Origin of the sequence: Variovorax sp. (assembly GCF_965279555.1) — a bacterium.
Taxonomy (GTDB): Bacteria; Pseudomonadota; Gammaproteobacteria; order Burkholderiales; family Burkholderiaceae_C; genus Variovorax.
The window spans coordinates 3,901,917-3,922,677 of the sequence record NZ_OZ257247.1 but is presented as its reverse complement, the minus strand read 5'-3'; the positions used below and the strand labels follow the sequence as shown (position 1 = coordinate 3,922,677).

24 protein-coding genes are annotated in these 20,761 nt (G+C 67.1%); 19 read left to right on the top strand and 5 right to left on the bottom strand.

Annotated elements, in window-relative coordinates:
• Positions 1–10 precede the first annotated feature (10 nt).
• The 7 genes from ACQY8B_RS18575 to ACQY8B_RS18545 all read left to right on the top strand — a co-directional run bounded on the left by ACQY8B_RS18575 (position 11) and on the right by ACQY8B_RS18545 (position 5,650).
• Complete coding sequence (locus ACQY8B_RS18575) at positions 11–820, top strand: hypothetical protein (protein WP_422088052.1); 810 nt, start codon at positions 11–13, stop codon at positions 818–820.
• A gap of 4 nt (positions 821–824) precedes the next feature.
• The gene (locus ACQY8B_RS18570; RefSeq protein WP_422088051.1) at positions 825–1,172 is read left to right on the top strand and encodes a hypothetical protein; all 348 of its coding nucleotides are present in this window, start codon (positions 825–827) and stop codon (positions 1,170–1,172) included.
• Complete coding sequence (hisC, locus tag ACQY8B_RS18565) at positions 1,169–2,260, top strand: histidinol-phosphate transaminase (RefSeq protein WP_422088050.1); 1,092 nt, start codon at positions 1,169–1,171, stop codon at positions 2,258–2,260. The genes ACQY8B_RS18570 and hisC overlap by 4 nt, the downstream gene beginning before the upstream one ends.
• Positions 2,257–2,874, top strand: coding sequence for an imidazoleglycerol-phosphate dehydratase HisB (gene hisB, locus ACQY8B_RS18560; RefSeq protein ID WP_422088049.1), 618 nt, complete (start codon positions 2,257–2,259; stop codon positions 2,872–2,874). Before hisC ends, hisB begins: the two co-directional genes overlap by 4 nt.
• 19 nt (positions 2,875–2,893) lie before the next feature.
• A complete protein-coding gene (gene hisH, locus ACQY8B_RS18555; RefSeq protein WP_422088048.1) occupies positions 2,894–3,550 on the top strand; it encodes an imidazole glycerol phosphate synthase subunit HisH in 657 nt (218 codons plus the stop codon).
• Positions 3,551–3,704: 154 nt separating this feature from the next.
• The gene (gene hisA, locus ACQY8B_RS18550; protein WP_422088047.1) at positions 3,705–4,448 is read left to right on the top strand and encodes a 1-(5-phosphoribosyl)-5-[(5-phosphoribosylamino)methylideneamino]imidazole-4-carboxamide isomerase; all 744 of its coding nucleotides are present in this window, start codon (positions 3,705–3,707) and stop codon (positions 4,446–4,448) included.
• Between the two features lie 29 nt (positions 4,449–4,477).
• On the top strand, positions 4,478–5,650 hold the full coding sequence (locus tag ACQY8B_RS18545) for an AAA family ATPase (protein ID WP_422088046.1): 1,173 nt from the start codon (positions 4,478–4,480) through the stop codon (positions 5,648–5,650).
• Between the two features lie 21 nt (positions 5,651–5,671).
• On the opposite strand, the gene ACQY8B_RS18540 is transcribed toward ACQY8B_RS18545, so the two are convergent.
• Both ACQY8B_RS18540 and ACQY8B_RS18535 read right to left on the bottom strand, forming a co-directional pair.
• Entirely contained in the window at positions 5,672–6,544 is an 873-nt protein-coding gene (locus ACQY8B_RS18540) for an amino acid ABC transporter substrate-binding protein (RefSeq protein WP_422089073.1), read from the bottom strand.
• 26 nt (positions 6,545–6,570) lie between these two features.
• Positions 6,571–7,878 (bottom strand): dicarboxylate/amino acid:cation symporter, encoded by a 1,308-nt coding sequence (locus tag ACQY8B_RS18535; RefSeq protein WP_422088045.1) that lies wholly within the window; start codon positions 7,876–7,878, stop codon positions 6,571–6,573.
• Between the two features lie 133 nt (positions 7,879–8,011).
• Here ACQY8B_RS18535 and ACQY8B_RS18530 point away from each other — a divergent pair, with 133 nt between their 5' ends.
• From ACQY8B_RS18530 to tatC, 9 genes are all read left to right on the top strand, one after another.
• The gene (locus ACQY8B_RS18530) at positions 8,012–8,845 is read left to right on the top strand and encodes a D-hexose-6-phosphate mutarotase (RefSeq protein WP_422088044.1); all 834 of its coding nucleotides are present in this window, start codon (positions 8,012–8,014) and stop codon (positions 8,843–8,845) included.
• A gap of 19 nt (positions 8,846–8,864) precedes the next feature.
• Positions 8,865–9,644 (top strand): imidazole glycerol phosphate synthase subunit HisF, encoded by a 780-nt coding sequence (hisF, locus tag ACQY8B_RS18525; protein WP_422088043.1) that lies wholly within the window; start codon positions 8,865–8,867, stop codon positions 9,642–9,644.
• Between the two features lie 38 nt (positions 9,645–9,682).
• Positions 9,683–10,072: a phosphoribosyl-AMP cyclohydrolase gene (hisI, locus tag ACQY8B_RS18520; RefSeq protein WP_422088042.1), complete on the top strand. Its 390-nt coding sequence runs from the start codon at positions 9,683–9,685 to the stop codon at positions 10,070–10,072.
• Positions 10,069–10,473: a phosphoribosyl-ATP diphosphatase gene (locus tag ACQY8B_RS18515; protein WP_422088041.1), complete on the top strand. Its 405-nt coding sequence runs from the start codon at positions 10,069–10,071 to the stop codon at positions 10,471–10,473. The genes hisI and ACQY8B_RS18515 overlap by 4 nt, the downstream gene beginning before the upstream one ends.
• Positions 10,470–10,841, top strand: coding sequence for a DUF4870 family protein (locus tag ACQY8B_RS18510; RefSeq protein WP_422088040.1), 372 nt, complete (start codon positions 10,470–10,472; stop codon positions 10,839–10,841). The genes ACQY8B_RS18515 and ACQY8B_RS18510 overlap by 4 nt, the downstream gene beginning before the upstream one ends.
• 2 nt (positions 10,842–10,843) lie before the next feature.
• Positions 10,844–11,203, top strand: a complete 360-nt coding sequence (locus ACQY8B_RS18505) for a histidine triad nucleotide-binding protein (protein WP_422088039.1) — start codon at positions 10,844–10,846, stop codon at positions 11,201–11,203.
• 65 nt (positions 11,204–11,268) lie between these two features.
• Positions 11,269–11,514, top strand: a complete 246-nt coding sequence (gene tatA, locus ACQY8B_RS18500; RefSeq protein ID WP_106935533.1) for a Sec-independent protein translocase subunit TatA — start codon at positions 11,269–11,271, stop codon at positions 11,512–11,514.
• 13 nt (positions 11,515–11,527) lie between these two features.
• Positions 11,528–11,998 (top strand): Sec-independent protein translocase protein TatB, encoded by a 471-nt coding sequence (gene tatB / locus ACQY8B_RS18495; protein WP_081266432.1) that lies wholly within the window; start codon positions 11,528–11,530, stop codon positions 11,996–11,998.
• A 66-nt stretch (positions 11,999–12,064) separates the two neighbouring features.
• Positions 12,065–12,877 carry a twin-arginine translocase subunit TatC gene (gene tatC, locus ACQY8B_RS18490; protein WP_422088038.1) on the top strand — a complete coding sequence of 271 codons (813 nt, stop codon included), beginning with the start codon at positions 12,065–12,067 and terminating at the stop codon, positions 12,875–12,877.
• 144 nt (positions 12,878–13,021) lie between these two features.
• Here tatC and ACQY8B_RS18485 read toward each other — a convergent pair whose 3' ends face one another.
• Complete coding sequence (locus tag ACQY8B_RS18485) at positions 13,022–14,176, bottom strand: S1C family serine protease (protein WP_422088037.1); 1,155 nt, start codon at positions 14,174–14,176, stop codon at positions 13,022–13,024.
• A 296-nt stretch (positions 14,177–14,472) separates the two neighbouring features.
• Here ACQY8B_RS18485 and ACQY8B_RS18480 point away from each other — a divergent pair, with 296 nt between their 5' ends.
• From ACQY8B_RS18480 to pdxA, 3 genes are read left to right on the top strand one after another with little or no spacing between them, the layout of a single operon-like run.
• Entirely contained in the window at positions 14,473–15,825 is a 1,353-nt protein-coding gene (locus tag ACQY8B_RS18480; protein ID WP_422088036.1) for an MFS transporter, read from the top strand.
• On the top strand, positions 15,822–16,595 hold the full coding sequence (locus tag ACQY8B_RS18475) for a Nif3-like dinuclear metal center hexameric protein (protein ID WP_422088035.1): 774 nt from the start codon (positions 15,822–15,824) through the stop codon (positions 16,593–16,595). The genes ACQY8B_RS18480 and ACQY8B_RS18475 overlap by 4 nt, the downstream gene beginning before the upstream one ends.
• Positions 16,592–17,641, top strand: a complete 1,050-nt coding sequence (gene pdxA, locus ACQY8B_RS18470; protein WP_422088034.1) for a 4-hydroxythreonine-4-phosphate dehydrogenase PdxA — start codon at positions 16,592–16,594, stop codon at positions 17,639–17,641. The genes ACQY8B_RS18475 and pdxA overlap by 4 nt, the downstream gene beginning before the upstream one ends.
• Here pdxA and mscL read toward each other — a convergent pair.
• Positions 17,628–18,059: a large conductance mechanosensitive channel protein MscL gene (gene mscL / locus ACQY8B_RS18465; protein WP_422088033.1), complete on the bottom strand. Its 432-nt coding sequence runs from the start codon at positions 18,057–18,059 to the stop codon at positions 17,628–17,630. The two genes, pdxA and mscL, sit on opposite strands and share 14 nt — an antisense overlap.
• Before the next feature lie 59 nt (positions 18,060–18,118).
• Positions 18,119–20,575: a tetratricopeptide repeat protein gene (locus tag ACQY8B_RS18460; protein WP_422088032.1), complete on the bottom strand. Its 2,457-nt coding sequence runs from the start codon at positions 20,573–20,575 to the stop codon at positions 18,119–18,121.
• Between the last annotated feature and the right edge of the window lie 186 nt (positions 20,576–20,761).

Here is a 20,761-nt window from a genome sequence, read left to right as displayed (position 1 = left end):
AGCCAGCAAGATGATTGATCGTCTCTATCGTTCGCGACTTTTCAAGTTCGCCACCGGCCTCGTCGCCGGCGCGGCATTGCTTGCCGCCTGCAGCCAGATGCCGCAGGCGGTCACCGCCAGCACCGCACCCAGCGCAGCGCCCGCGCCGCGGCTCGGCACCCAGTGGGGCGAGGGCCTGGAATCGAAGACGCGCACGGTCGTCGCCAAGCGCCTGTCCGAGCAACCGGACGACATGGCCTCCTTGGGTTACAACGAAGCAGGTGCCGTGCGCCGTGCGGTGGGCAACAACCCCGAGCGCCGCCTGAACCTGCTGCTGGCCGACGGCGACGTCGAATGGTCGGTGCTCGACGAAACCGGCAGCCCGCTGCCGCTGCAGCGCGCCCGCCGGGGCAGCGGCGGCGACGACACTTTCCGCCTCGCTGGTGTCGAAGGTTCGCGCTATACGCTGCGCTTTCGCAACCTCAGCGAGCGCAGCTACGAGGTGATCGCCACGGTCGACGGCCTGGACGTGCTCAACGGCAAGGCCGGCAGCCTGCGCAACGGCGGCTACGTGCTGCGCCCGATGCAGGCGCTGACCATCGAAGGCTTCCGCAAGAGCCAGAACGAGGTCGCCGCCTTCCGTTTCGCCACGCCCGGGCGCGCCTATGCCGCCAACACCGAGGCCGGCGACGTGCGCAACATCGGCGTGATCGGCGCCGCGCTGTTCGAGCTCGAAGAGCGCGACGTGCCGCGCCGCCAGCGCCGCGACGCATCGCCGCCGCCGCCCAGCGCCTTCCCGGCCGACGGCACCTACGCGCCGCCGCCGCGCTATCGCCAGTAACGCCATGAAACGTGCCGTCTTCCTGCTGATCGCGCTGGCTGCCGCCGCCGGCGCGCAGGCCATGAGCATCCGCGAACTGCGCACGCTCGAGGCCACCGAGAAAGACGGCAAGGCCTACGCCAGCTATTACCTGGTGGGCGTGCTCGAGGGCCTGCGGGAAGGCGTCGAATCTTCGCAGCGCAATGGGCTCAAGCCCGTGTTCTGCGTCGAGGGACGCCGCCTCGAGCCCGCCATGGCCCGCTCGCTCTACCAGACCGAGCTGACCCGCAACGCCGAAAGTTACGAAGCCGACATGCCTGTGCAACTGGTCATGGCCGGCGCCCTGAAGAACAGCTACCGCTGCACCAAATGACCGCTCCCGAATCCGCCCGCCCGCCGCTCGACCGCATCCGCTCCGACGTGCGGTCCATGCATGCCTACGCGGTGCAGGACGCGCGCGGCCTCATCAAGCTCGACGCGATGGAAAACCCCTTCGGCCTGCCGCCCGCGCTGCAGGCCGAGCTGGGCACCCGGCTCGGCGCGCTGGCGCTGAACCGCTATCCGGGCGACCGCGGCGCCGAGCTGCAGCGCGCGCTGGCCGCCCACGCGCAGATGCCCGAAGGCTTCGCGCTGATGCTGGGCAACGGCTCGGACGAGCTGATCTCGCTGCTGGCCATTGCCTGCGACCTGCCCGGCGCGACGGTGCTGGCGCCGCTGCCCGGCTTCGTCATGTACGCCATGAGCGCGAAGCTGCAGGGCCTGAAGTTCGTCGGCGTGCCGCTCACGGCCGATTTCGAACTGGACGAGGCCGCCATGCTGGCCGCCATCGCCCGCGAAAAGCCCGCCATCGTCTACCTGGCCTACCCGAACAACCCGACCGCCAATCTCTGGAACGATGCCGTCGTCGAGAAGATCGTCGAGGCCCAGGGCGCGCAGGGCGGCCTGGTGGTGATGGACGAGGCCTACCAGCCCTTCGCCGCGCGCAGCTACATCGACCGGCTGGCCCGGCACCGCCATGTGCTGCTGATGCGCACGCTCAGCAAGTTCGGCCTGGCCGGCATCCGGCTGGGCTACCTCATGGGGCCGGCCGCGCTGGTCGCAGAGATCGACAAGGTGCGCCCGCCCTACAACATCAGCGTGCTCAACTGCGAGTGCGCGCTGTTCGCGCTGGAGCACGCCGAGGTGTTCGAGGCCCAGGCCCGCCAGATCCGCGAGGAGCGCGAGCGCCTCATGACGGGCCTCGGCCGCCTGCCGGGCGTCAAGACCTGGCCCAGCGACGCCAACATGATCCTGCTGCGCGTGCCCGATGCGGCCAAGACCTTCGAAGGCATGAAGGCTCGCGGGGTTCTGGTGAAGAACGTTTCTAAAATGCACGAACTGCTCGCAAACTGCCTGCGCCTCACCGTCGGAACGGCCGACGAGAACGCGCGGATGCTCGCGGCGCTCGAAGCCTCACTATGACCACCCCCACCAGCCAGGACAGCGGCGACCGCATCGCGTCCGTCACCCGCAACACCGCCGAAACCAAGATCACCGTCAGCGTCAACCTCGACGGCACGGGCCGCGCCAAGCTCTCCACCGGCATCGGCTTCTTCGACCACATGCTCGACCAGATCGCCCGCCACGGGCTGATCGACCTCGACATCGACTGCCAGGGCGACCTGCACATCGACGGTCACCACACGGTGGAAGACGTCGGCATCACGCTGGGCCAGGCCGTGGCCAAGGCCATCGGCGACAAGAAGGGCATCCGCCGCTACGGCCATGCCTACGTGCCGCTCGACGAAGCCCTGAGCCGCGTCGTCATCGACTTCTCGGGCCGCCCCGGCCTGGTGATGCACGTGCCCTTCACCAGCGGCATGATCGGCACCTTCGACAGCCAGCTCACCTACGAGTTCTTCCAGGGCTTCGTGAACCACGCCTTCGTCACGCTGCACATCGACAACCTCAAGGGCGTCAATGCGCACCACCAGTGCGAGACCGTGTTCAAGGCCTTCGCGCGCGCCATGCGCGGCGCGCTCGAGCTCGATCCGCGTTCCGTCGGCGTCATTCCCTCGACCAAGGGCTCGCTCTGAACGCGTTCGTCCATCAGCTATGAAATCTGTAGCAAATACCGTCGCCGTCGTCGACTACGGCATGGGCAACCTGCACTCCGTGTCGCAGGCCGTGCGCCATGCGGCCGACCAGGTCGGCGTGGAGGTGTTCGTCACCTCCGACCCGGACGTGGTCCGCAAGGCCACCCGCGTGGTGCTGCCGGGGCAGGGCGCCATGCCCGACTGCATGCGCGAGCTGCGCGACTCGGGCCTGCAGGAATCGGTGCTCGAGGCGGCGGCCAGCAAGCCGCTGTTCGGCGTGTGCGTGGGCATGCAGATGATGCTGTCGCGCAGCGACGAGGGCCCTACCGACGGCCTGGGCCTCATTCCGGGCGAGGTCGTCAAGTTCGACCTGGCCGGGCGGCTGCAGGCCGACGGCAGCCGCTTCAAGGTGCCGCAGATGGGCTGGAACCAGGTGCGCCAGGCCCGTCCGCATGCGGTGTGGGCGGGTATTCCCGACCTGAGCTACTTCTACTTCGTGCACAGCTTCTACGCCCGGCCGGCCGACGCCCTGCACAGCGTGGGCGAGGCCGATTACGGCGCGAGCTTTACCGCAGCCATTGCACGCGATAACATTTTTGCCACCCAGTTCCACCCGGAGAAGAGTGCGGACCACGGGCTGCAGCTGTATCGCAACTTCCTCCACTGGAATCCATGACATGTTGCTCGCCCCCAGGCTGTGCGGCACTTCGTGTCCGCTTCGCCAACCCCCTACCGGGGGCGACACCAACGGCCCGGCCAAGCCGGTTCCATGGTGTCCTTGAAAAATTCCGCTCTCTTTTCTTGAACCCTCGCTCCTGCTGACCGGCACCATGCTCCTCATTCCCGCCATTGATCTCAAAGACGGCCATTGCGTTCGCCTCAAACAGGGCGACATGGACCAGTCCACCATCTTCAGCGAAGACCCCGCTGCAATGGCCCGCAAATGGGTCGAGGCCGGCGCGCGGCGGCTGCACCTGGTCGATCTGAACGGCGCCTTTGCAGGCAAGCCGCAGAACCACGCGGCGATCAAGGCGATCCTGAAAGAGGTGGGCGACGACATTCCGGTGCAGCTCGGCGGCGGCATCCGCGACCTCGACACCATCGAGCGCTACATCGACGACGGCCTGCGCTACGTGATCATCGGCACCGCCGCGGTCAAGAACCCCGGCTTCCTGAAAGACGCCTGCAGCGCCTTCGGCGGCCACATCATCGTGGGCCTGGACGCCAAGGACGGCAAGGTCGCCACCGACGGCTGGAGCAAGCTCACGGGCCACGAGGTCGCAGACCTGGGCAAGAAGTTCGAGGACTACGGCGTCGAGTCGATCATCTACACCGACATCGGTCGCGACGGCATGCTCTCGGGCATCAACATCGAGGCCACCGTCAAGCTGGCGCAGGCGCTGACCATTCCGGTGATCGCCTCGGGCGGCCTGTCGAACATGCTGGACATCGACAAGCTCTGCGCAGTCGAATCCGACGGCGTCGAGGGCGTGATCTGCGGTCGCGCCATCTATTCGGGCGATCTCGACTTCGCCGCCGCGCAGGCCCGCGCGGACGAACTGGCCGGCGCCTGACGCCTTTGCGCCCCTAAGCCCTGCAGCGCGTGCTTTCCGCGCTCGCCATCGCCAACTACCGCTCGCTGCGGCAACTGACGGTGCCGCTGGGCCGGCTCACGGTCGTGACCGGGGCCAACGGCAGCGGCAAGTCGAGCGTGTACCGGGCGATGCGGCTGCTGGCCGACATCGCCAACGGCGGGGTGATCCGTTCGCTGGTGCGCGAAGGCGGGCTGTCTTCCACGCTGTGGGCGGGGCCGGAGCGCTTCTCGGCCGCCATGCTGCGCGGCGAGCAGCCGGTGCAGGGCACCACGCGCAGCGAGCCGGTCGCGCTCAAGCTCGGTTTTGCCGGCACCACGGCCGAAGACTTCGGCTACGCCATCGACATCGGCCTGCCGCCGCCGGTTCCGTCGACGGCCTTCTCGCACGACCCTGAAATCAAGCACGAGGCCATCTGGAGCGGCCCGCTGCTGCGGCTGTCGACGCAACTGGTCGACCGCAAGGGCGCCGCGCTGCGACTGCGCGAAGGCAAGGGCTGGCAGGCCGTTGGCCGGCCGATCCCGGCTTTCGCCAGCATGATGACCGAGCACGCCGACCCGCGCGACGCACCCGAGATGCTCACGCTGCGCGAGCAGATGCGCTCCTGGCGCTTTTACGACCACTTCCGCTCCGACGCCGAGGCGCCCGCGCGCCAGCCGCAGCTGGGCACCCGCACGCCGGTGCTGGCCAACGACGGCGCCGACCTGGCCGCGGCCCTGCAGACCATCCGTGAGATCGGCGACGGCGAAGCGCTCGACCGCGCGGTGGACGACGCTTTTCCGGGCGCCCGCGTCGAGGTGCGCGCGTCGGGCGACCGCTTCGAGACGCTGATGCACCAGCACGGCCTGCTCAGGCCCCTGACGGCCGCCGAACTGTCCGACGGCACGCTGCGCTACCTGCTGTGGATCGCGGCGCTGCTCACGCCCCGTCCGCCCGCGCTGCTGGTGCTCAACGAGCCCGAGACCAGCCTGCACCCCGACTTGCTTCCGGCCCTCGGCCGCCTCATCGCGCAGGCCGCGCGCGGCTCGCAGGTGATCGTGGTGTCGCACGCCGCGCGCCTGATTGCCGCGCTGGAGGACAGCGACGGCGTGCAGCCCGTGGTGCTGGAGAAACGGTTGGGCGAGACGCGCATCGCCAACCTCGACATGAGCGAGATCCCGCGCTGGGAGTGGCCGGTACGGTGACGGCGGTCGCCGGGTGAAGGCTTACTCGGCCTTCACCGACATCGTCTGGATGATCGTCTGCAGCTGCGCGCTCATCGGCAGGTCGATGCTTTCCCCGGTCGGCAGCTTGCGCAGGAACCAGCGCTTGTACTGCCGCTCGATCTCGCCGTCTTCCGCGAGCACCTGGAAGGCGTCGACGACGACCTTGTTCAGCTGCGGATCATCCTTGCGGTACATGATCCCGTAGGGGTCGTAGGAGAGGAAGTCGCCGACCACCTCATAGTTGGCCTTGGCGGCGTCCTGCGCGATCAGGCCGTAGAGCAGCACGTCGTCGGTTGCGAAGGCGTCGGCCTGCCCGCTCTTCACGAGCCCGAACGACTCCGCATGGTCGCGCGCCACCAGCAGGTCGATGCCCAGCTTGAACTTCGCCGACAGGTCGCGCAGCGTCTTCTCGTTGGTGGTGCCGGCCGTCACCGCCACCTTCTTGCCGGCAAGGTCGCGAAACGACTTGATCGGCGAGCCCTTGCGCACCAGCACCTTGGTGCCAGAGACGAACATCGTCGGCGAGAAGCTCACGCGCTTCTGGCGCTCGAGGTTGTTGGTGGTCGAGCCGCACTCCAGGTCGACCTGGCCGCTCACGACCGCGTCGATGCGCGAGTCCGACGTGACGGGCACCCACTGGATGGTGAGGCTCTTGTTCACCGCGTCTTCGATGGAACTCACCAGCGAGCGGCACAGTTCGATCGAATAGCCGATGGGTTCTTTGCGCGTGTTGAGGAACGAGAACGGCACCGACGACTCGCGGTAGCCGATGGCGACGGAGCCGCTCGCGCGCACCTTGGCCAGCGTACCGGCGAGCGTCTGCGCCTGCGAGGGAACCGCCGCCGCGGCCAGCACCACGGTCGCGAGCAGCATGCCGATGCGCTTCATGGCGTCGCGGCTCATGCGTGCGCCGGATGGGCGAGGGTGGCGCTGGCCTCCTCGTCGAGCGCCTTGGCGTTGACCTCGGCGTCGCTTTCGGAGAGCAGTTCGCCTTCCCACTTGGCGACCACGGCGGTGGCGATGGAGTTGCCCACCGCGTTGGTGGCCGAGCGGCCCATGTCGAGGAAGGTGTCCACGCCCAGGATCAGCAGCAGCCCGGCCTCTGGAATGTCGAAGTGGTTCAGGGTGGCGGCAATCACCACCAGCGAGGCGCGCGGCACGCCCGCCATGCCCTTGGAGGTGAGCATCAGGATCAGCAGCATCGTGACCTGCGTGCTGATCGGCATGTGGATGTCGTAGGCCTGGGCAATGAACAGCACGGCGAAGGTGCAGTACATCATCGAGCCGTCGAGGTTGAACGAATAGCCCATCGGCATCACGAAGCTGGAGATCTTGCGCTTGACGCCGAAGCGGTCGAGCGCCTGCAGGATCTTGGGATAGGCCGCCTCGGAGCTGGCGGTGGCAAAGGACAGCAAGAAGGCTTCCTTGATGAGCACCAGCAGCTTGAACACACGCGGGCCCAGGAACACGAAGCCCGCCAGCGTCAGCACGCTCCACAGCACGAACAGGCCGAGGTAGAAGTCGCCCATGAACACCGCGAACTTCAGCAGGATGCCCAGCCCGTTGACCGCCACCGTGGCGGCCATGGCGGCCAGCACCGCGAGCGGCGCGAGCTTCATGACGTAGCCGGTGATCTTGAGCATGGCGTGCGACAGCTCCTCGATGGCCGCCACCAGCGTCTTGGCTTTGTCACCCAGCGAGGCGAGCGCCACGCCGAAGAACATAGAGAACACCACGATCTGCAGGATTTCGTTGTTGGCCATGGCCTCGACGAAGGACTTGGGCACCGTGTGGCTCACGAAGTCCTTCAGCGTGAACTTGGAGGTCGCGAGGTTGGCCGAGGCGCCGATGTCGGGCAGCGGCAGGCCCAGGTTCTCGCCGGGCTTGAGCAGGTTGGCCATGACCAGGCCGATCACCAGCGATACCAGCGACGCGGTCAGGAACCAGCCGATGGCCTTGCCGAAGACGCGTCCGACCGACTTGGCGTCGCCCATGTGCGCGATGCCCACCACCAGCGTGGAAAACACCAGCGGCCCGATCAGCATCTTGATGAGGCGCAGGAACACGTCCGAGACGATGGAGACGTAGTCGGCAATTTCCTTCGCGGCCTTCTTGTCCGGAAAGCTCGTGAAGATCATGTAGCCCACGAGGATACCGAGCACCATGGCGATCAGGATCCAGGCGGCCATCGGCAGCTTCTTTTTCATGCGTATCCCCTTTTGTCGTGTGTGAGTATTTCTTCGGCCACAGGGTATCGAAGAAGCCCCATGGCACGCAATGGCTCCCGGCGCCCAATTCCATGTGTCGGCCATGCGGCGGGCGCTGCCTACAATTCCTTTCATGGAAATCAGCTCGATCGAGTTTCGCGGCCAGCCCGCCGTCCGCGTCCGGGGCGCCGACGGTAGCACCATCACCGTGGCGCTGCATGGCGCGCAAGTGCTCTCCTGGGCCACGGCCGACGGGGTGGAAAGGCTCTACCTGAGCCCGCGCGCCATATTCGACGGGCAGGCGGCCATTCGCGGCGGCGTACCCATCTGCTGCCCCCAGTTCAACCAGCGCGGCATGCTGCCCAAGCATGGTTTCATGCGCAATCTGCCTTGGGAAACCCAGGCCGCCGAGGCGCCCGACACACTCCGGCTGACATTGCGCGACAGCGAAGCCACCCGCAAGCTCTGGCCGCACGCTTTCGAGGCCCGGCTCGAAGCCACCCTGGCCGCCGGCAAGCTGCGCACGGCGCTCACGCTGCTCAACACCGACCATGCGCCCTGGACCTTCGCCGCGGCGCTGCACACCTATCTGCGGGTCGACGACATCGCCCAGGTGCGCCTCGAAGGCCTGCAGGGCGCCAACCGATGGGATTCGCTGCGCGACGACCGCCATGTGGAAACCGCGCCGGCGTTGCACTTCAACGCCGAATTCGACAGCGTCTATGCCGCGCCCGCCCAGCCGCTGCGGCTGGTGCAGCCCGCCGGCACCCTCGAAATCTCGCAAAGCGCCAGTTGTACCGAAACCGTGGTCTGGAACCCCGGCGCCGTGCTCGGTGCGAAACTCGCCGACATGCCCGAAGACGGCTTTCGCCACATGCTCTGCGTCGAGGCGGCCCGCATCGACGAGCCGGTGCTGCTGGCACCCGGCGCCCAATGGCAGGGCTGGCAACAGCTTTGCGTTCCCTGATTCTTTTCCGGTTCATCCCATGCTTGCCAAACGCATCATTCCCTGCCTCGACGTCACCGGCGGCCGTGTCGTCAAGGGCGTCAACTTCCTCGAACTGCGCGACGCCGGCGATCCGGTCGAGATCGCGGCGCGCTATAACGCGCAGGGCGCAGACGAGCTGACCTTCCTGGACATCACCGCCACCAGCGACGGCCGCGACCTGATCCTGCCGATCATCGAGGCCGTGGCCTCGCAGGTCTTCATCCCCCTGACCGTGGGCGGCGGCGTTCGAACCGTGGCCGACGTGCGCCGGCTGCTCAACGCGGGCGCCGACAAGACCAGCTTCAATTCGGCCGCGATCGCAGACCCGAACGTGATCGACGCCGCTTCGCAGAAATACGGCTCGCAGTGCATCGTGGTGGCCATCGACGCCAAGCGCCGTACTCCGGAAGAAGCCGCCACCCGCGGCGCCGGCTGGGACGTGTACAGCCACGGCGGGCGCAAGAACACCGGCCTCGACGCCGTCGAGTGGGCCACCGAGATGGTCCGCCGGGGCGCCGGCGAGATCCTGCTGACCAGCATGGACCGCGACGGCACCAAGAGCGGCTTCGACCTGGCGCTGACCCGTGCGGTGAGCGACGCGGTCGGCGTGCCGGTGATCGCCTCGGGCGGCGTGGGCAGCCTGGACGACCTGGCCGACGGCATCCAGAACGGCGGCGCCGACGCGGTGCTGGCCGCCAGCATCTTCCACTATGGCGAATACACCGTCGGGCAGGCCAAGGCCCGCATGGCGGAGCGCGGAATTCCCGTGCGCAGCTGAGCTTTTGAGGGTCTTTTTCTATCCCCGACAATATCTCCATGAATTGGCTCGATGAAGTGAAGTGGGACGCGAACGGCCTGGTGCCGGTCATCGCGCAGGAACAGGGCAGCAACGACGTCCTGATGTTCGCGTGGATGAACCGGGAGGCGCTCGAAAAGACCGCCGAACTGGGTCGCGCGGTGTATTTCAGCCGTTCCCGCGGCAAGCTCTGGTTCAAGGGCGAGGAATCGGGCCATGTGCAGACCGTGCACGAGATCCGCCTGGACTGCGACAACGACGTGGTGCTGCTCAAGGTTACCCAGCTCGGCCACGAGCCCGGCATCGCCTGCCATACCGGCCGCCACAGCTGCTTCTTCAGCAAGTACGAGAACGGCAACTGGACCGTGGTCGAACCTGTCTTGAAAGACCCGGAGTCGATCTACAAATGACGGCCACCGTGAGCAACGACAACATCTCCGACGCCCTGGCTCGCCTGGCCGCGGTCATCGAGACGCGCCTTCCCGCCCGCGGCGGCGACCCCGAGAAAAGCTACGTCGCGCGCCTGCTGCACAAAGGCCCCGATGCCTTCCTCAAGAAGATCGGCGAGGAAGCCACCGAGGTCGTGATGGCCGCCAAGGACGCCGACCATGGCGGCGACCGCTCGAAGGTCGTGTACGAAGTGGCCGACCTGTGGTTCCACACCATGGTGGCTCTGGCGCACTACGGTTTTTCGCCGGCCGACGTGGTCTCGGAACTGGAGCGCCGCGAGGGCACCAGCGGCATCGAGGAAAAAGCCCTGCGCAAGGTGCAGCAGCGCAGCAGCGAAGAAAAAGGCGGGGTCTCCGAATGAACGACATCACGACGATCGACGACTTCTCCTCGGGCAAGACGCCCGAGCAGCTCGAGAGCCTGCGCCAGATCACGCTGGCGGTCTACGTGCTGTATGCGCTGTCGTGGTTCACCGGCGGCCTCACGGGCATCGTGGGCATCGTGCTGAACTACCTCAAGCGCGAAGATGCCGCGGGCACGCTCTACCAGAGCCACTTCACCTGGCAGATCCGCACCTTCTGGTGGGGCCTGTGCTGGTCCATCCTGGGGTTCATCACCATCTGGATCCTGGTCGGTTTCCCCATCCTCTTCGCCACGGCCGTGTGGATGATCTATCGGCTGGTCAAGGGCTGGCTGAACTGGAGCGAACGCAAGCCGATGGCTGTCTGAACATGTCACACGATCCCAACTGCATCTTCTGCAAAATCATCGAGGGCAAGATTCCCTCGCGCAAGGTCTACGAAGACGAAGAACTGTTCGGCTTCCACGACATCGCGCCGTGGGCGCCGGTGCACTTCATGCTGGTGCCCAAGAAGCACATCGCCTCCATGGCCCAGCTGGCGCCCGAGGACGCGGCCCTCATGGGCAAGATCATGACCCTGGCACCCAAGCTGGCGCTGGAGCAGGGCTGCAGGCCCTATCCGGAAGGCGGCTTCCGGGTCGTGATCAACACGGGCACCGAGGGTGGACAGGAGGTTCACCATCTCCATGTCCATGTCATGGGCGGCCCCCGGCCATGGCTTCGCGGCTGAGCCGCATTAAGCCAAACTGTCACATTACGCCCGACTAAAATCGGACACATTCTTAGGAGTCTTCCATGGGTTCTTTTTCTATCTGGCACTGGCTGATCGTGCTGCTCGTCGTGGTCATGATCTTCGGCACCAAGAAGCTGCGGAACATGGGCTCGGACCTTGGTGGCGCCGTCAAGGGCTTCAAGGACGGCATGAAGGACGGCAGCTCGTCCGATGCCGCCGCTCCGTCGGCCCCCGCCCAGCAAGTGACCGGCCAGCCGGCCAACGGCGACAAGTCGACGATCGACGTCGAAGCGCGCCAGAAGTCCTGAGCACGGTCCGCACGTGCTCGACCTCGGCATTGAGAAGCTGGCGCTGATCGGCGTCGTGGCGCTGATCGTCATCGGCCCGGAAAAGCTGCCGCGCGTGGCCCGCACCGTCGGCACCTTGCTCGGCAAGGCGCAGCGCTACGTCAACGACGTCAAGGCCGAAGTCAACCGCTCTATGGAGCTCGACGAACTGCGCAAGATGAAGACCACCGTGGAGGATGCGGCGCGCGACGTCGAGCACAGCATCCACACAGGTGCGAGCGACTTCGAAAAGCAGTTCTCCGGTTCGGGCGAAACCCTTTCGGCACTGGCCGAACCCGAGCCGCCACCGCCGCCGGAGTACAAGCACCCGCGCAAGAACTGGCGCCTGAAGCAGGGCGCCACGCCGCAGTGGTACAAGGCGCGCAACGGCGTGCGCACCAAGGCGCTATCGGGCGCGGCGCGCGTTGCGCGCTTCCGTCCGCACACGATCAACAAGATCAACTAGCGCATCCACAACACCGCGTTCTGCGCGCGCCGCACGCCGGCCGACGTCACGCTATCTTCTTTTCCAATGGCCGATTCCGACAACAAGAACAAAGACAAAGAAGACGAGCTGGCGGGCACCGAGCAGCCGTTCGTGGCGCATCTGGTCGAGCTTCGCGACCGTCTGCTCTACTGTGTCTACGGGCTCGTGGTCGCCGGCATCCTGCTGGCCATCTGGCCGGGTCCCGGCGGGCTGATCGACCTGATCGCCATGCCGATCAAGGCCCACATGCCGCACGACGCGAAGCTCATCGCCATCGGCGTGTTCTCGCCGTTCTTCGTGCCGCTCAAGGTGCTGATGATGGCGGCCGTGCTGCTGGCGCTGCCCTGGCTCATGTACCAGGCGTGGATGTTCGTGGCGCCGGGCCTCTACAGCCACGAAAAGAAGTTCGCGCTGCCGCTGATCTTCTTCGGCAGCCTGCTGGCCTATGCGGGCATCGCGTTCGTGCAGCTCTTCGTGCTGGACAAGATGTTCAGCTTCATCCAGCGTTTCGCGCCCGCGGCGGTGCAGGCGACGCCCGATATTTCGTCCTACGTGGAGGCCATTCTTTCGCTCTACATCGCGTTCGGCGTCGCCTTCCAAGTGCCGATCGTCGTGATGCTGCTGGTGCGCTTCGAGATGGTCACCATCGAGAAACTGAAGTCGTTCCGCGGCTACTTCATCGTGGTGGCCTTCGTGGTGGCCGCGGTGCTCACGCCGCCCGACGTGGTGTCGCAGCTGGCCCTGGCGGTGCCCATGTGCCTGCTGTACGAGGTGGGCATCATCGGCGCCAAGTATTTCGCGAGCAGCGGCAAGAAGCAGGAAGACGAAGAAAGCGCCGACTCCGCATCATCCAGCTGATCCGGTGAATCCCTGACCGGTGCTCGCCGAGGGCGGCCCCGAATTCCAGAACACCGAGGAACCGGCTTAGCCGGGCCTCAGGTGTTGCCCCCGGCAGGGGGAAGGCGAAGCGGACACGAAGTGCCGCGCAGCCTGGGGGCGAGCCTATTCATTCGGCACTTGCCGCACCGGGCTCTTCGGCCGCAGGCCCGGCGTCACGTCCAGTTCCATCTTGTCGCTGCCGCGTTGCAGCGCGAATCGCGAGGTGCTGCCCGGCTTCAGGCCGGCCACCGCGGTCAGCAGCGCCTGCACGTTGTCCGTCTTCTTCTCGCCCACCGAGGTGATCACGTCGCCCGGGCGAATGCCGGCCTTGGCCGCGGGGCCGTTCTGCAGCACCCCGGTGATGATCACGCCCGAGTCGGCTTTCACGCCGAAGGTCTCGGCCAGTTCGGGCGAGAGGTCGCTCGGCTCCACGCCGATCCAGCCGCGGCGCACCTGGCCTTCCTTGACGATGCCCTCGAGCACGATCTTGGCCATCGACACCGGAATCGCGAAGCCGATGCCCATGCTGCCGCCCGAGCGCGAGTAGATCGCGGTGTTGATTCCCTGCAGGTTGCCGTTCACGTCGATCAGCGCGCCGCCCGAGTTGCCGGGGTTGATGGCCGCGTCGGTCTGGATGAAGTTCTCGAAATTGTTGATGCCGAGCTGGTTGCGGCCCAGCGCCGAGACGATGCCGCTGGTCACGGTCTGGCCCACGCCGAAGGGGTTGCCGATGGCCAGGACCTGGTCGCCCACCTGCAGCGCGTCGGAGTCGCCCAGCACGATCACCGGCAGCTTGTCGAGCTCGATCTTGAGCACGGCCAGGTCGGTGTCGGGGTCGGTGCCGATCACCTTGCCGCGCGCGTGGCGGCTGTCGTTCAGCGTCACTTCGATCTCGTCGGCACCCTCGACCACGTGGTTGTTGGTGAGGATGTAACCGTCGGTGCTGACGATCACGCCGCTGCCCAGGCCCACCTGGGGCTGGTCGTCCTGGTCGCCGAAGAAAAAGCGGAACCACGGATCGTTGCTGCGCGGATGGCGCTGGGCCGCCTTGCTGGTGTTGATGCTCACCACCGCCGGCGATGCCTTCTTGGCCGGCGCGGCCAGGCTGCCGGGCGTTGTAGTGGCAGGGTTGCCCGTGGGCGCCTGCACGACCGAAACCACGCCGCCCAACGAGGTCGAGCGCTTGTTGAGCCATTCGGGCTTGAGCGTTGCGACGACGAAGTACGCCGCGAGCAGGACGGTCACGGCTTGGGCAAAAAGCAGCCAGGTACGTTTCATGAAAACTTGATGGGAAGACGTTCGAAGAGCGCCATTCCAGGCGCGGCACTGCCTGCGATTGTCCCTCAACGGCACGGCTCATAAACCGCGCCGGGCGGTCGAGATTGGGGCCGGCCGGCTGCGTGAATCCGGGATAACCCCTAGCATTCCGGGTCGGTTCCGATCCGGACCGTGTTTTCCAGGCCTCCCGCGCTGCCCACCCGGCGGATGCGGCCAGGCGTTTCGTCGGCGCGCCGCCTCCCGTTCCCACCCGGTCTTGCGGACCGGTGCGCGCAGCAACGATTTCTCCGTCAGCCATGACCCCAGAAGCAACCCTCCCGGACGGCGCGCAGCCGGCGCCGGCACGCACGCTCGGCACGAGCGACTACAAGACCCTGGCCCTGTCCGCCCTCGGCGGCACGCTGGAGTTCTACGACTTCGTCATCTACGTCTTCTTCGCCACCGTGCTGGGGGCGCTGTTCTTCCCGGTGGACATGCCCGACTGGCTGCGGCAGCTGCAGACCTTCGGCATCTTCGCGGCCGGCTATCTGGCGCGCCCGGTGGGCGGCATCGTCATTGCGCATTTCGGCGACATCTTCGGCCGCAAGCGCATGTTCACGCTCTCGATCTTCCTGATGGCGGCGCCCACGCTGGTGATCGGCCTGCTGCCGACCTACGCGAGCATCGGCGTGGCGGCGCCCCTGCTGCTGTTGCTGATGCGCGTGCTGCAGGGCGCGGCCATCGGCGGCGAAATGCCGGGCGCCTGGGTGTTCGTGGGCGAGCATGTGCCGGCAAGGCGCTACGGCTTGGGCATCGGCATGCTGACCTCGGGCATCACCGGCGGCATCCTGCTGGGCTCGCTGATCGCGGTGGCCATCAATCGCCACTACTCGTCCGAGCAGGTGAGCGACTTCGCCTGGCGCATTCCGTTCATCCTGGGCGGGGTGTTCGGGCTGGTGTCGGTGTACCTGCGCCGCTTCCTGCACGAGACGCCGGTGTTCAAGGAGCTGGCCGGCCGCCGCAGCGTGGCGCGCGAACTGCCGCTGCGCACCGTGCTGCGCGAGCACCGGCTGGCCTGCGTCTACGTCGCGCTGCTGACATGGGTGCTGTCGGCCGCCATCGTGGTGGTGGTGCTCTACACGCCCACCTACCTGCAGAAGGTGCATCACATCCCGGCCGCGCTGTCGCTCGAAGCCAACGCGCTGGCCACGCTGACCCTGACGCTGGGCTGCATGCTCGCGGGCTGGGCCAGCGACCGTGTCGGCACCCGCACCGTGATGCTCGTCGGCTGGAGCGGCCTGTTCGCCACGGCCTATCTGTTCTACACGGGCCTGCCCGGCACGCCGGCCACGCTGTTCTGGCACTACGGGCTGGTCGGCCTGTTCGTGGGCACCATCGCCACGGTGCCGATCGCTGGCGTGCGCGCATTCCCGGCGCCGGTGCGGTTCACCGGCCTTTCGTTCGCCTACAACATGTCTTATGCGGTGTTCGGCGGGCTCACGCCGGTGATCCTCACGCTCTGGCTGCAGCACGACACCATGGCGCCGGCGCACTATGTGGCGGTGCTGGCGGCCCTGGGCTTCCTGCTTGCGCTCCTGCCGCTTGCCGTGCGTGGCCATGCCATGCGCGACGGCGTGAAGCCTGCGGGGCGCGCGACAATGTCGCGATGAGCACCACCCGCCACGAACTGCTTCACGCATTCGACCTGCTGCTCGCCCCCGGGCGCTTCAAGGATTACGGACCCAACGGCCTGCAGGTCGAGGGGCGAACCGTGGTCCGCAAGATCGTCTCGGGCGTGACCGCCAGCCGCGCGCTGATCGAAGCCGCCATCCATGCCGAAGCCGATGCCATCTTCGTCCACCACGGCCTGTTCTGGCGCGGCCAGAGCGGCTGCGTTACCGGCTGGATGAAGCAGCGCCTGAGCCTGCTGCTCGGCCACGACATCAACCTGTTCGCCTACCATCTGCCGCTCGATGCCCACCCGGAGCTGGGCAACAACGCGCAGCTCGGCCTGCAACTGGGGCTCGTCGCCCATCCCGGCGCCACCGGGCGCTTCGGCGAACAGGAGCTGGGCTTCCTGGGCACGCGCGAAAACGGCGAGGGCTTTGCCGATGCCAAGGCGCTTGCCGCCCATGTGGAGGGCGTGCTGAAGCGGCCCGTCACGCTGCTCGACACCGCGCAGCGTCCCATCAAGACCGTTGCCTGGTGCACGGGCGGTGCCCAGGGCTACTTCGAGGCAGCCATCGCGGCCGGTGCCGACGCCTTCATCACCGGCGAGATCTCCGAGCCGCAGGCCCACTACGCGCGCGAGATGGGCGTGGCGTTCCTGGCCTGCGGGCACCATGCCACAGAGCGCTACGGCGCGCAGGCGGTGGCCGGGCACGTGGCCGCGCAACTCGGGCTGTTGCACGAGTTCATCGACATCGACAACCCGGCATGAGCGCGGTGAACACCCCCATCGCCATCACCCTGGGCGACCCCGCGGGCATCGGCCCGGAGATCATTGCCAAGGCCTTCCGCGAGGCGCCCGATGCCACTCGCGGCACCTTCGTTGCCGGCGATGTGGGCACGATGCGCCAGGCCTCGCAGGCGCTGGCCGCGCCGGGCGAGCTGGCTTGGCCGGTGCTCGAGATCGAATCCGTCGCCGAGGCTGCCACCGTGCCGCCGCGCTGCATCCCGGTGCTGCAGGTGATCGCGCCGCCTTCTGGCATCGAGATCGGCCAGGTCAGCGCCGAGGCCGGGCGCGTGGCGGGCGAATGCGTGGTCTGGGCTGCGCGGGCCGCGTTGCGTGGCGAGGTCGCCGCCATCGTGACCGCACCGCTGCACAAGGAGGCGCTGTCCGCCGCCGGCTTTCCTTACCCCGGCCATACCGAACTGTTGCAGGCCGAGGCCGCCGCGCACCTGGGGCGCACCGTGGCCGAGGTGCCGGTTCGCATGATGCTGGCCAACGACGAGTTGCGCACCGTGCTCGTCAGCATCCACGTGTCGCTGCGACAGGCCATCGAGGCCGTCCGCTTCGAGGGCGTGCTCGAGACGCTGCGCATCACGCACCGTGCCCTGACGCATGCGCTGGGCCGCGTGCCGCGCATCGGCGTAGCGGGCCTGAACCCGCATGCGGGCGAGGGCGGACTGTTCGGTTCAGAGGAGCGCGAGATCATCGCGCCGGCCATCGAGGCCGCGCGCGCCGAAGGCATCGACGCCCACGGGCCCTATGCGCCCGACACCGTGTTCATGCGCGCGCGCGCCAAGGGCGGTGTGCCTTCCAGTGGCGAATTCGACGTGGTGATTGCGATGTACCACGACCAGGGCCTGATCCCGGTCAAGTACCTGGGCGTGGAGAAGGGCGTGAACGTGACGCTGGGGCTGCCGCTGGTGCGCACAAGCCCCGATCACGGCACCGCGTTCGACATCGCGGGGACGGGGCAGGCCGATGCGTCCAGCCTCATCGAGGCATTGCGCATGGCACGAGCCCTCAGGGGCGCTTAAGGCTGTCGCGGATTTCGCGCAGCAGCACGACGTCTTCGGGCGTTGCGGGCGCGGCGGCCGGTGCCGGCTCTTCGCTGCGCTTCAGGCGGTTGATCTGCTTGACCATCATGAAGATGATGAAGGCCAGGATCACGAAGTTGACCGCGATGGTGATGAAGTTGCCGTAGGCCAGCACGGGAACGCCGGCTTTCTTCAGGTCGGCCAGCGTGTTCGCCACGCCGGCCGGCGCGGTGCCCAGCACCACGTAGAGGTTGGAGAAGTCGAGCTTCCCGAACACCAGGCCCACCAGCGGCATGATGATGTCGGTCACGAGCGAATCGACGATCTTGCCGAACGCGCCGCCGATGATCACGCCGACCGCGAGGTCGATGACGTTGCCCTTGACGGCAAATTCCTTGAATTCACTGAGGATGCTCATGATTCAAAAGGCTGCTGGAGCTCTGCTGTTGAAGGAGAGCCGAGTATGCCCGCGATTGCTCACTTCTCCAGCGGGCGCTGCGCGACATCGACGTGCGCGGCAGGTAACCCTTCACGACTGCGCGCGGCGATCTGCCTGAAGCCGTCCTCGAGATGGCGCACGAAGCGCGGCGTGTCGAAGTAGCCGCTGCGCGCCTCCTTGGCCGCCACCAGCCGCGCACGCAGCGCCGCGAGTTCGCCGGGGTGCGTGGCGTAGTGGATGGCCTTGCGGACGTATTCGTCATGGTTCGTGGCCACCAGCTCCGGCAGCCCGATGGCCCCCAGCAGGCTGCCCGCCATGCGCGACACCATCGTAGAGCCCGTGAGCGCCAGCAGCGGCACCCCCGACCACAGCACGTCGTTCGCGGTGGCGCCGCTGCTGTAGGGAAAAGTGTCAATGAACAGGTCGGCAAGGCCGATCCGCGCCAGGTGCTGGTCGACCGGCATGCGCGGCGACACGATCAGGCGCTCGGCCGCGAGGCCGGCCTTTTCCCAGTGCGCGCGCAGGTTCTGCTCGAAGCCGTTCGGGCCCTGCGCGAGCCAGAGCACCGAGTTCGGGATGCCCTGAACGATGCGAACCCAGGCTTCGAAGGTCTCGGGCTGGATCTTGAAGGACTGCGAGAAATTGCACAGCACGAACGCGTCTTCCGGCAGGCCGTGCGCCGCGCGCGTGGCCTTGTGCGGATTGACGGGGCGCTTCGTGTCGATCACCTGGAAGGTCTCGGGCAGGCGCAGCAGCTTCTCGGTGTAGCAGTCTTCCGTGCCTTGGGGCGAGAGGAAGTTGTCGGACACCAGGTAGTCGTAGTTGGTCGAGCCGCTGGTGCCCATGTAGCCGAGCCACATGAGCTGCGCGGGGGCCGTGTGGTAGGCCATGACCTGCGGCTTGGCGCCGCGCGTGTCGCCCGAGAGGTCGATCAGGATGTCGATCTCGTCCTCGCGGATGCGCTCGGCCATCTGCTGTATCGACTGGCCGTGCATGTCGACGAAATGCTCCGCCGACGCCGCGATGCGCGCGCGCGCCGGGTGGCCGTCGTCGGGGCCGTAGGAGTACACGAAGATTTCGAAATCCTTGCGGTCGTGCAGGCCGTAGAGCTCGGCCGTCAGGTGGGCCACCGGGTGGTTGCGGAAGTCGAAGGAGTAGTAGCCCACGCGGATGCGCGGCGAGGTGCGGCGCGCGCCGGCGTCGGCGAAGGGCTTGATGCTCGAGGCCTTGTGGGCCACCGTGGCGGAGCGCCGGGTCCAGTGCATCAGCCGGCGGGCGTCGTCGTAGTTCGACATCAGGATGAAAGACGACACCGCCTGGTCGTTGGCCGGGTTGTCCAGGTGCGAAGCAATGCGCGCGCGCAGTTCGGGCACACCATCCCAATGGGCGATATGCGCCTTCTCGCCGAGCATCCACACCATTGCGGGCATGAAGGCCGGGTCGTCCCGCAGGCATTGCTGGAACTCGGCAATTGCCGCTTCCGACTGGCCGGCCATCACGTAGGTCACGCCCAGGTTGCATCGTGCGAGCACCTGGCGCGGATGCGCCTCCAGCGCCTTCCTGAGCACTTCAATGGCCTTGTCGTAGTCGCCGAGGCGGAAGTTCACCGTGCCCAGGTTGTTCAGCAGCAGTTCGTTCTCGGGCAGGCTTTCGAGCGCCAGCTTGTAGAGCTCGGCCGATTCGTCGAAGCGCATCGACGCCCCTTCGAGCGTGCCGCACACGCCGTACAGCGCCGCGATGCCTTCGGGGTCCGACAGCACCTTGTGCCGGTCTTCGGCGGACCAGTTGCGCATGGCGTGCTGCATCGGCGCAATGGCTTCCTCGGCGCGGCCGCCGTCGAGCAGCGCCCTGGCCAGCAGGTACGACGCTTCGAAGTCCAGCGGGTCGGCCGCGGCCTGTGCGAGCGAATCCAGCGCGCCCGACCAGTCCTTCTGGTGCGCGCGGATCTTGCCGATGTTCTTGTGCGCGGTGGTGTACTTCGGGTCGAGCTTCAGCGCCTGCATGAACTGCCCGACCGCCTCGTCGAAGCGGTTCTGCTCCATGTCGATCGCGCCGGCGTTGTTCCAGGCGGCAGGCACCAGCGGCGCGAGGCGCGTGGCCTCCGATGCGGCTTCTCGCGCCTGGCGGAACTTCTTCTGCTGGCGATAGACCGCCGACAGGTTCACGTAGGCCTCGGGGTAGTGGGGCAGCGCCTTGATCGCGCGGCTCAGGTCCTGTTGCGCCTCGGGCAGCAGGCCCAGGTGCATGAAGATCGTTGCGCGTGTGTTGAAGTAGAACGGGTGTTGCGACTGCGCGATGGCGCGGTTCACGTAGTTCAATGCCAGCCGGGGGCGGCCCTGGCGGTACAGGGCTTCGCCGGTGAGGTGCAGCGCGTCGGCATGCTCCGGCACGCGGGCGAGCAGGTCGGCATAGATCTGCAGGGCTTCAGCGAAACGGCCCACGCGATGCAGCGTCAGGCCCTGCTCCAGCAGGCGACCGGCATCTTCCGCGGTCAAGGTGGGAGAAGGGGCGAGTGCAGATGAGTTCATGAAGCCGTGGAATGAACGGGTCAGGAGGTCAGCCGGGACACGCCGACCTCGATGCAGATGCAGGAAAGCCGGCTCCCCAGTATAGGGGCCGGCTTTCTTTTTTCATGGCTGGCGCGGGGAGGCGGACGCCATGCCGCCGCCGCGCCAGGCGCG

What these genes read in the sequence shown, in the direction of transcription:
- ACQY8B_RS18575 (WP_422088052.1), top strand. Translation starts at nt 11, where the DNA reads ATGATTGATCGTCTCTATCGTTCGCGACTTTTCAAGTTCGCCACCGGC.
- ACQY8B_RS18570 (WP_422088051.1), top strand. Translation starts at nt 825, where the DNA reads ATGAAACGTGCCGTCTTCCTGCTGATCGCGCTGGCTGCCGCCGCCGGC.
- hisC (WP_422088050.1), top strand. Translation starts at nt 1,169, where the DNA reads ATGACCGCTCCCGAATCCGCCCGCCCGCCGCTCGACCGCATCCGCTCC.
- hisB (WP_422088049.1), top strand. Translation starts at nt 2,257, where the DNA reads ATGACCACCCCCACCAGCCAGGACAGCGGCGACCGCATCGCGTCCGTC.
- hisH (WP_422088048.1), top strand. Translation starts at nt 2,894, where the DNA reads ATGAAATCTGTAGCAAATACCGTCGCCGTCGTCGACTACGGCATGGGC.
- hisA (WP_422088047.1), top strand. Translation starts at nt 3,705, where the DNA reads ATGCTCCTCATTCCCGCCATTGATCTCAAAGACGGCCATTGCGTTCGC.
- ACQY8B_RS18540 (WP_422089073.1), bottom strand. Translation starts at nt 6,544, where the DNA reads ATGCTGCTCGCGACCGTGGTGCTGGCCGCGGCGGCGGTTCCCTCGCAG.
- ACQY8B_RS18535 (WP_422088045.1), bottom strand. Translation starts at nt 7,878, where the DNA reads ATGAAAAAGAAGCTGCCGATGGCCGCCTGGATCCTGATCGCCATGGTG.
- ACQY8B_RS18530 (WP_422088044.1), top strand. Translation starts at nt 8,012, where the DNA reads ATGGAAATCAGCTCGATCGAGTTTCGCGGCCAGCCCGCCGTCCGCGTC.
- hisF (WP_422088043.1), top strand. Translation starts at nt 8,865, where the DNA reads ATGCTTGCCAAACGCATCATTCCCTGCCTCGACGTCACCGGCGGCCGT.
- hisI (WP_422088042.1), top strand. Translation starts at nt 9,683, where the DNA reads ATGAATTGGCTCGATGAAGTGAAGTGGGACGCGAACGGCCTGGTGCCG.
- ACQY8B_RS18515 (WP_422088041.1), top strand. Translation starts at nt 10,069, where the DNA reads ATGACGGCCACCGTGAGCAACGACAACATCTCCGACGCCCTGGCTCGC.
- ACQY8B_RS18510 (WP_422088040.1), top strand. Translation starts at nt 10,470, where the DNA reads ATGAACGACATCACGACGATCGACGACTTCTCCTCGGGCAAGACGCCC.
- ACQY8B_RS18505 (WP_422088039.1), top strand. Translation starts at nt 10,844, where the DNA reads ATGTCACACGATCCCAACTGCATCTTCTGCAAAATCATCGAGGGCAAG.
- tatA (WP_106935533.1), top strand. Translation starts at nt 11,269, where the DNA reads ATGGGTTCTTTTTCTATCTGGCACTGGCTGATCGTGCTGCTCGTCGTG.
- tatC (WP_422088038.1), top strand. Translation starts at nt 12,065, where the DNA reads ATGGCCGATTCCGACAACAAGAACAAAGACAAAGAAGACGAGCTGGCG.
- ACQY8B_RS18485 (WP_422088037.1), bottom strand. Translation starts at nt 14,176, where the DNA reads ATGAAACGTACCTGGCTGCTTTTTGCCCAAGCCGTGACCGTCCTGCTC.
- ACQY8B_RS18480 (WP_422088036.1), top strand. Translation starts at nt 14,473, where the DNA reads ATGACCCCAGAAGCAACCCTCCCGGACGGCGCGCAGCCGGCGCCGGCA.
- ACQY8B_RS18475 (WP_422088035.1), top strand. Translation starts at nt 15,822, where the DNA reads ATGAGCACCACCCGCCACGAACTGCTTCACGCATTCGACCTGCTGCTC.
- pdxA (WP_422088034.1), top strand. Translation starts at nt 16,592, where the DNA reads ATGAGCGCGGTGAACACCCCCATCGCCATCACCCTGGGCGACCCCGCG.
- mscL (WP_422088033.1), bottom strand. Translation starts at nt 18,059, where the DNA reads ATGAGCATCCTCAGTGAATTCAAGGAATTTGCCGTCAAGGGCAACGTC.